Origin of the sequence: Streptococcus sp. XMC (genome assembly GCF_021341835.1) — a bacterium.
GTDB lineage: Bacteria > Bacillota > Bacilli > Lactobacillales > Streptococcaceae > Streptococcus.
In genome coordinates this window covers 4,191-13,535 of record NZ_JAJTNQ010000010.1, presented here as the reverse complement: position 1 = coordinate 13,535, position 9,345 = coordinate 4,191, and the positions used below count along the sequence as shown (strand labels likewise).

General features: G+C 39.1%; 4 protein-coding genes. 3 read left to right on the top strand and 1 reads right to left on the bottom strand.

From position 1 onward, the window contains the following. On the top strand, positions 1-1,666 hold a 1,666-nt coding region (locus LXO72_RS10170), incomplete at its 5' end, for a mucin-binding protein (RefSeq protein ID WP_267913809.1). A 193-nt stretch (positions 1,667-1,859) separates the two neighbouring features. Here LXO72_RS10170 and LXO72_RS10005 read toward each other — a convergent pair. Continuing rightward, positions 1,860-3,108, bottom strand: a protein-coding gene (locus LXO72_RS10005) for an ISL3 family transposase (protein WP_233332576.1) whose coding sequence is annotated in 2 segments (ribosomal slippage) — positions 1,860-2,051 and positions 2,053-3,108 — 1,248 coding nt in all. Because the reading frame shifts where the segments join, the coding sequence is not laid out codon by codon here. A gap of 337 nt (positions 3,109-3,445) precedes the next feature. Between LXO72_RS10005 and LXO72_RS10000 the strand changes: the two genes are divergently transcribed. Both LXO72_RS10000 and LXO72_RS09995 read left to right on the top strand, forming a co-directional pair. Next, positions 3,446-4,033, top strand: coding sequence for a TlpA family protein disulfide reductase (locus LXO72_RS10000; protein WP_084864494.1), 588 nt, complete (start codon positions 3,446-3,448; stop codon positions 4,031-4,033). Positions 4,034-4,089: 56 nt separating this feature from the next. Continuing rightward, on the top strand, positions 4,090-9,345 hold a 5,256-nt coding region (locus tag LXO72_RS09995; RefSeq protein WP_233332575.1), incomplete at its 3' end, for an isopeptide-forming domain-containing fimbrial protein.

Below are 9,345 nucleotides of genomic sequence, written 5' to 3'. Positions count from 1 at the left end.
GCAGTCTGTAATTGATAAATACCGCGCTCAAGGTTACCGTCTTGTTCAAGACCAGTATGGAACAGGTAAAAATTATGACGGCCAAGAAGGTGTTGATACTTATTACGTTGATGTGACTCCATATGTTGTACCAGTTACACCAGACAAGCCATTGACGCCAGGAGGGGAAGTGCCAACTGATCCAAGCTCTCCAGAAGATCCTAATCCAGCAGATCCTCAATTCCCTAATCCAACAGTTCCAACACATCCTAAAGACCCTAAATATCCAAAACCAGATAATCAAGAAATTCTTAAGTTGAAAGAGGAAGTGAACCGTACAATCACTTATTATGCTGAAATTGATGGTGTGAAAACTCCAATTTCAAAAGAAATTCCGAGTCAAGAGGACTCTGTACAATTCGAACGTAAAGGGACAGTGAATCTTGTTACGGGAGAAACTACTCTTGGTAATTGGGAAACAACAAAAGATAACTTTGATACAGTAGTTCCACAACCAACAGTTGTAATCGAAGGTAAAGAATACACGTTATCTACAGTTGCTAAAGTAAAAGAAGGAACTCCTTCTGTGTTGGCAGGTAAGAAATCTGTTGATGGAGAAACGGTTGTTGCAACCGATGACGATTTGTTCTACGAAGTTGTTTATACACCTGTTACTCCTAAACAAGGAAATGTTATTGTTGAGTATTATGATACTGAAGGTAACAAAATTAAAGAAGATGTAGAAGACACTCCAAAAACAGATGAAGGTACTGATTATGATACTAAGGAACACAAAGATCAAAAAATCGTAAAAAATGGAGTGACATACTATTATAAAGAAGTGAAGAATGATTCTGATTCAGAAACTGGTAAAGTTAAAGAAGGCACTACGACTGTTAAATATGTATATGAAAAAGCAGGTAATGTCAACATTAACTATGTTTCTACAGAAGGGAAGGTTCTTCAATCTCCAATTAAAGATACTGTAGATGGTAAACCTGGTTCTACTTATAATGCATCTGAGAACTCTACTGAAAAACCTTCAACAATTACTACTGCTGAAGGTAAGACATACCGTTTAGTAACTTCAGCTGGTGAGACAATTGATGGAAGTCACAAATATGATGAGAATGGTGTCTCTATTAGCTCACAATCTTCTCCATCTCAGGGCATTGTTGAAGCCGGAGTTACTAAAGAAGTAACATATATTTACGAAGAAGTTCCAGAAGCACCAGTAAAACGCGATGATAAAGCTATTGTTATTTATCGTCATGTAGATGCACAAGGTTCAGTTGTAAAAGAGCTAGAGCGTACAGAAGAGTTTGCCGGTAAAGAAGGTGAACCTGTATCCTACACAGAAGCAGAGAAGCAGTCTGTAATTGATAAATACCGCGCTCAAGGTTACCGTCTTGTTCAAGACCAGTATGGAACAGGTAAAAATTATGACGGCCAAGAAGGTGTTGATACTTATTACGTTGATGTAACTCCAGAGAAGCCAGTAACTCCAGAGAAGCCAGTAACTACAGAGAAGCCAGTAACTCCAGAGAAGCCAGTAACTCCAGAGAAACCAGTAACTCCCCAGTTGCCAAATACTGGTACTGAAGATCATAGTAATTTAGCAGCACTTGGACTTCTTGGAGTATTGAGTGGATTTGGTCTTGTAGCTCGCAAGAGAAAAGAAGATTAAAATCTTTAAAATTCTAAAGGAAGAACGACTGCATTTTAGTAGAACTAATTTTTAGTGGCTCATTGTCAACTATAGTGGGTTGAAGAAAAGCTAAAATCTGAGTCTGGGACAATAGTCTCTTATCTCCAAAAAAAGCAACGGATTTGCCGTTGCTTTTTTGGCTCTTTATCAACTGTAGTGGGTTGAAGAAAAGCTAAGCTCGAGAAAGGACAAATTTCGTCCTTTCTTTTTTGATGTTTAGAGCGATAAAAATCCGTTTTTTGAACTTTTCAAAGTTCCGAAAACCAAAGGCATTGCGTTTGATAAGATTATTAGTTGCTTCCAATTTGGCGTTAGAATAGGGTAATTGAAGAGCGTTGACAATCTTCTCTTTATCCTTGAGATAAAGTTTTAAAGATAGTCTGAAAAAGGGGATAAACCTGTTTTAGATTGTCCTCAATGAGTCCGAAAAATTTGTCTGCCTCCTTGTTCTGAAAGTGAAAAAGCAGGAGCTGGTAGAGATGATAGTGGAGTTTCAAGTCCTCTGAATAGCTCAAAAGCTTGTCTAAAATCTCTTTATTCGTCAAGTGCATGCGAAAAGTAGGGCGATAAAATCGCTTATCACAAAGTTTACGGCTATCCTGTTGAATGAGTTTCCAGTAGCGCTTGATAGCCTTGTATTCATGAGATTTTCGCTCAAATTGATTCATAATTTGAACATGGAAACGACTCATAGCACGGCTGAGATATTGTACAATGTGAAAGGGGTCGAGAACGATTTTAGCGTTAGGAAAAAGCTTTCTGGCAATATCGTAGTAGGGGCTAAACATATCCATAGTAATAATTTTCACTCGACATCGGACGGCTCTATCGTAGCGCAGAAAGTGATTCCGGATAACAGCTTGTGTTCTACCCTCAAGAACAGTGATGATATTAAGCTTATCAAAATCTTGCGCAATGAAACTCATCTTTCCCTTGGTAAAGGTATACTCGTCCCAGGACATAATCTCAGGAAGACGCGAAAAATCATGCTCAAAGTGAAAATCATTGAGCTTGCGAATGACAGTTGAAGTTGAGATGGAAAGCTTATGGGCAATATCGGTCATAGAATTCTTTTCAATCAGTTTTTGAGCAATTTTTTGGTTGATGATACGAGGGATTTGATGATTTTTCTTTACTAGAGGAGTCTCAGCGACCGCCATTTTCGAGCGCTGATAGCACTTAAAACGACGCTTTTTCAGAAGAATTCTAGTAGCCATACCAGTCGTTTCAAGGTAAGGGATCTTAGACGGTTTTTGAAAGTCATATTTCTTCATTTGATGTCCACAATCGGGACAAGATGGGGCATTGTAATCCAGTTTAGCGATGATTTCTTTGTGGGTATCCCTATTGATGATATCTATAATTTGGATATTTGGGTCTTTGATATCGAGTAGTTTTGTGATAAAATGTAATTGTTCCATATGATTCTTTCTAATGAGTTGTTTTGTCGCTTTTCATTATAGGTCATATGGGACTTTTTTTACACAAAAATAGGCTCCATAATATCTATAGGGGATTTACCCACTACAAATATTATAGAGCCTTTTTTGGGATGTCCCTGTAATATATGAATTTATCGGCTTTTTGAATTCTTTTAGAGAGTTGAATATTTGAAAAAATATTGCTTGAAAAATGCTTTGATAAGTGATACAATACCATTTGACATGAGTGTAATAAAACGATTTCTTATAGTGTATTAATATATCAAAGCAATAAAGAACATTCATGGCATTTTACTATTATAAGAAAGGAGACGTTATGCAAAAAGACAAGTGGTGGTTACCATTTTTAGCGGTGGTGGTCATCATAGGTTTAGTGGTGGGTTTACTTTATTACACCAGACCCACTAAGGATGGAAACATAGGCGATTCATCGGTTCAGCAATCAACTTCGAGTGATGAGAACAATACAGCTTTGAGTTTAAAAGGTCAACAACTTCCAGAATTTAAAATGACCACTCAAAAAGGTATATTGATTGCTAGTTCAGAGCTGTATGATAAACCCATGTTAGTTGTGGAATGGGCTAGTTGGTGTCCGCATTGTCAGAAACAACTACCTATTGTTCAGCAGATGTATGAGAAGTATGGAGACCAAATTCATTTTGTTCTATTGAATTTGAACGAACCAGGTAAAGAAACAAAGGAAAGTGCGGATCAGTATATCAAAGAAAAAGGATATACCTTCCCGTATTATTATGACGAAGATCAGTCCGCGGCCGATCTTTTACAGGTTCAAACTATACCAAGTATGTATCTTGTAACAAAACAGCAACAGGTAAAGAATGTATTAGTAAATCATACCACTGCTGAAAACTTCTCGAAAGAGTTGCAAGAACTACTAGATTAATATATCTGCTATAGAAAAAAGGAGGAAGAAATCGCAATAAGATTTCAGAAAATAACATGAAAGATTTCATCAAAAAGGTCTCCATTTTGTTCATGATTTTGTTCATATCTATTCCGTTAGGATTTGCAAGTGTGCTTTTCGGTAGAACGGCTTCAGCAGAAGGTATTGAAACAACACAAGTCGGGAAAAGAACAAAAATCACACAAAGTGGATGTAGCCGTAAAATAGAGACGACAGAAGAAATTAACTGGCGTCTACCAAGAAAACCAATTGACTTGGTTATCTTGCAGGATGCGAGTGGATCTTTTAAAGACACTATTCCTAGTGTTAAAAAAGCCCTCAAAACGTTGACGACTTTTGTCACGGAAGAAGAGTACGACGAGAACAACCCTCGTTTGGTTAAGACTGATAACCCAGACACAACAGACCGCGTCATGATTGCTAGCTTCCAAGGTGCGGACGGATATAACTGGTATAACACCCAAGACTTTACAGGAACTCCGATTATCTATCCTGGTTGGGGAGCCGCATATAATTATAAGTATAAGTCTTCTAACTTGACATCAGATGAAAGCACCGTCCATAGCTTCATTGACGACATTAAGGTAAACGGAGGAACTCCAACAGTTCCAGCCATCGAAGACGCTATCAAAGAGTATAACGATAGTAAAGGTAGTATGGCTAACGATCGTAAGACCGTCTTCCTCGTGATTACGGACGGTGTTGCTAATGGTAAACGTAATGCTGATGGTAAGGTTCGATTGGACTATAGTGGCCCTCGTAACACCATTCTTGGGCAAAAATGGAACTTTAGAGGAATTTCTGAAGCTTCCCAAGATATTATAAGTCGTGTGAAGGAAGTAAAAGATGCTGGTGAAACTCTTAAGGGAGTTGTTGGACCAAATGGAACCGTAGTTGTAGGTTTCTGGGAAGACGTTAAGGTTTTTGCTAATAATAAGGACCAGTACTACGATGTTTATAAAAATGGTTTTGGCAATTACTTCGACATCGGAGACGACCGTTCGGTTCAAGCAATCTTCCACGAAGCATTGGAAGGCATGGCTTCTCCGAACAAAACCATCAATGGTAAGGATGTTTCCTTCTATGTTAATGAGCAAAACGACATCGAGAAATTCTCATCTCGTGTATTGGAATCTGTAGGTGCCGCTCTCGTTAAGGAAGACATCAAGGGACAATTTACTGTTACTTCTGGTTACAAGGTCGACGCTGTTCGTATCAACGGTAAGACAATTGTGCCTGAAGTGAAAGATCCTGCCAAGGAAATCCATGGTAAGATTGAACAGAATGGTGACAATGTTACGATCTCTGTACCAGAAAGTGTCTTCAACCCTGGTAAGAACGACTTTGACTATGACTTGAGTAAAGAAGCTCACGCTGAACAATTAGACGAAGACGATGAACAGGATCCTCCAGCTGACTATAAACCAGCTAAGGAAAAAGTTCCAGTTCCTGAATTGACAGGTACGTTTAAAGTCGGTGACTTTGAATCTAAAAAAATCGGTGGCCACAACGAAACAGTAGAAGTTCAAAAACTTGAATACTGCTACCCAAGTGCTACCAAGAAAATTGTCGATGCAGATGCAAGTAATGACACTGGTACTATTGAAGATCCACTTCAATTGAGCAAAAAACCATCATACGCTGCAAACTTGTCTGCGAAAGACGAGACATTTACTTATACAGTAGATTACAACTTCAACAACGTTCCTTATGAATTTAAGAAAAACGTTATGTTGACTGACCCTATTGACCACCGTTTGGAAGTCGTAGGTCACTCTGCTACTGGTCCTGAAGGTCCAATCGTGACTCGTCTCGTAAAACAAACAGACGATGAAGGAAATGAACGTGACGTCGTTGTCGCTGACGTTCCAAGCCTTGCTGGTAGCTATAACTACTTGGTTCTTAAGAAAGCTCAAATGACGATTACGGTTAAATTGAAAGAACAATACCGTAATAATCAAGCAAGCAAAGACTACATTGACATCCTTCAACTAAATAGTGGCTATGGTTTATTAAACCAAGGTAATATCATGTGGAATGGTGAAGATGACACACCTGAGCCAAGCAAGCATGAGAAAACAACTGACAAACCAAGCACCATCCGTCGTTCAAACTCTGTCTATGTTAAACCACCGGTTGATACAGAGATTGAGAAGAAAGTAAACGACAAGGAACACGAAGATCTTGATACAGAAGACCAAGTCTTCAAGTACAAGGTATCTGTTCCATGGCCAGGTATTGCTGACAGCTTTAGCATTACCGATACAGTAGTACCTGAATTGGAAATCCAAGAAGGTACTGTAAACGTAACTGTAGGTGGAAAAGAAAACAGTGATTTGACAGCTGGAATCAAAGTTGAAGGTCAGACTGTTTCACTTACATTAGACAAAGATGCTCTTAATAAAATTTCTCGTCGCGTAACTCGTGGTAAGAAGAAAGACATCCAATATGTTGAATTGACTTTCGATGCTAAAATCCGTCCGGGTGCTGACCTTTCTCAATATAAAGATGAAAGTGGTCAAATTAAAGTACCTAACACGGCTGATGTTGCCTTGAACGATATCAAGAAAACATCTAATAAAGTAACGGTTACTCCGCCAAAACCAAAAGAACCTTCTGTAACTAAGAAGATCAATGAAAGCTTGGAAGAATTCCAAACATTTGATGGACAACCTTACACTTACAACATCACTACAAACATCCCTGCAGACGTTGCTTCTTATAAGAAGTTTGTAATCAGCGATACCCTTGATAATGACTTGGAATTCGATGGCGAAGCTTCTATTAAAGGTGATGCTGCTGACCTCTTCACGGTAGAAAAGAACGGTCAAACTGTTACTGCAACTGTGAAAGATGGAAAATTTGCAGACCTTGCTAAATACACTACAGTTGAATTGGTAATTCCTGCAAAAGTTAAAAATGGTGTTACAGGTAAAGTTATCGATAACAAAGCAAGTATTTCATTTACAAATGAAAACAATGTGGATAAAGATATCGAATCTAAACCTGTTACTGTGACTCCTCCACCTGTAACTAAGAAGATCAACGAAACACTTGATCACTTGGATATTCCAACAGGGGAAGAATACAAATACAACATCAAGACAAAACTTCCAACAGATATCACATCTTACAAGAAATTTGTAATCACTGATACTTTGGATGGTGACTTGTCTGTTATCAATGAAGGTGGGAAATCACCTATCATGAAGGGTGCAGCTGCTGCCTTCTTCGACGTTAAAGTTGAAGGACAAACAGTAACTGCTACTATGAAAGATTTCGAGAATGCTGCTGCTCTTGCAGGTCAAGAAGTTGAACTTGAAATTCCTGCTAAGATCAATGATGGTGTAACTCGCGCTAACATTCCAAATACTGCGACAATCAGCTACACTGATAAGAACGATCATAGCGGAGAAAAAGAAACGAAACCAGTCACCGTAACGCCTCCATCAGAACCAGGTGTTGATAAGAAAATCAACGAAACATTGACAGAGGCAACAATCGGTGCAGAAACCGACTTTACTTATAATATCAAAGCGAAATTGCCAAATGATATTACAACGTACAAGTCCTTCGTTGTAACGGATACCTTGGATGAGAACTTGACTCCAGGTCAAGCTGAAATCAAGGGAGCGGCAGCAAAATTCTTCGATGTAACAGTTCAAGGTCAAACCGTGACTGCAACGATGAAGGATTTTGCGAATGCGGGTGACTACGGTAACCAAGAAGTAGAGCTCGTGATTCATGCCAAAGTGAAGAAAGACTCAAAAGTTCCATCTATTGAGAACAAAGCTAAGATTACTTATACCAACAAGAATGACCAACAAGGTGAGAAAGAAACCAAACCGGTTACTGTCACTCCACCGCCAATCACTAAGAAGGTGAATGGTCAGGAACATGCAGATCTTGGTAAGTTATCAGAAGTCTTCATGTATACGATTGACTCAACGGTTCCACATGTGGCAGATACCTTCACCATTTCAGATGATATCGTCAAAGAATTGGCATTTGAAGGGGAAGCAACTGTCACTGTTGACGGCCAAGCTGTTCAAGATTTGACTGTGAAAACAGAAGGTCAAACCTTGACAGTCACATTTGGAAAAGATCAAGTGAAACAATATGCTGGTAAAGCAGTCCAAGTTTCATTCAATGCCAAGATTAAAGATGGAATCACTTTCGATGCTCTCTTGACTGCTTATCCAAATGAAGCAAAAGACAAGCCAGTAGTACCAAATACTGCTAGCTACATCATTAATGACAATCCAGATTCTAAGAAAGAATCAAAACCAGTCACTGTCACTCCACCTCCAACAACAACTTCAGAGCTTAAGAAGGAAGTAAACGGAGCAGAACGTTACGATCTTGCAAAACGTAATGAAGAATTTACTTATACTTTGAAAACAACAATGCCTGCCAATGCAACTGTGTTTGAGATGACAGACGAGTTGAAAGAAGTTCTAGAATTTGTTGGTGAGAATGCTTCAGCTACTGTTAAACTCGATGGTGAGGATGCAGGATCTAAGGCGACAGTAACAATTTCTGGCCAAGTGATCAAAGTTGCCTTTACAGAAGCTTCTGTAAAAGCAGATGCCGGTAAGTCTATTGAAGTGAATTTCAAGGCTAAGATTAGAGATAATGCCAACTTATCAGCTTATGTGAATAAAGATGGTAAGACAGAGATTCCGAATAAGGCTTCTTATGACATCGATCACAATCCGAAATATCACAAGGACTCGAACGAAGTTCCAGTAACTCCACCGACTCCAGAAGAGCCAGAAATCAAGAAAGATGTGAACGGCAAAGAAGCTGAAACTCTTGACAAACGCGACCAAGTCTTCACTTACAACGTGAAAACAACAGTAGCGCAAGATGCGACAGCCTTCGCAGTAACAGATACCTTGGTAGACGTTCTTGAATTCGCCGGCACATCAAGTGCTAAATTGAATGGTCAAGCGCTTGACGCTAGCCAAATCAAGGTAGAAGGTCAAACTATTACCTTGACCCTTACAGAAGCACAAGTTAAAGCAAGTGCTGGTCAAGCAGTTGAATTAACATTCGACGCTAAGATCAAAGCCGGTGCTAACTTGTCTGCTTATGTAACAGAAGATAAGTCAATCAAGGTTCCGAACAAGGCAACTTACAAGGCAGATCTTCCAAACAAACCAGGCTTCACTAAGGATTCCAATGAAGTTCCAGTAACTCCACCGACTCCAGAAGAGCCAGAAATCAAGAAAGATGTGAACGGCAAAGAAGCTGAAACTCTTGACAAACGCGACCAAGTCTTCACTTAC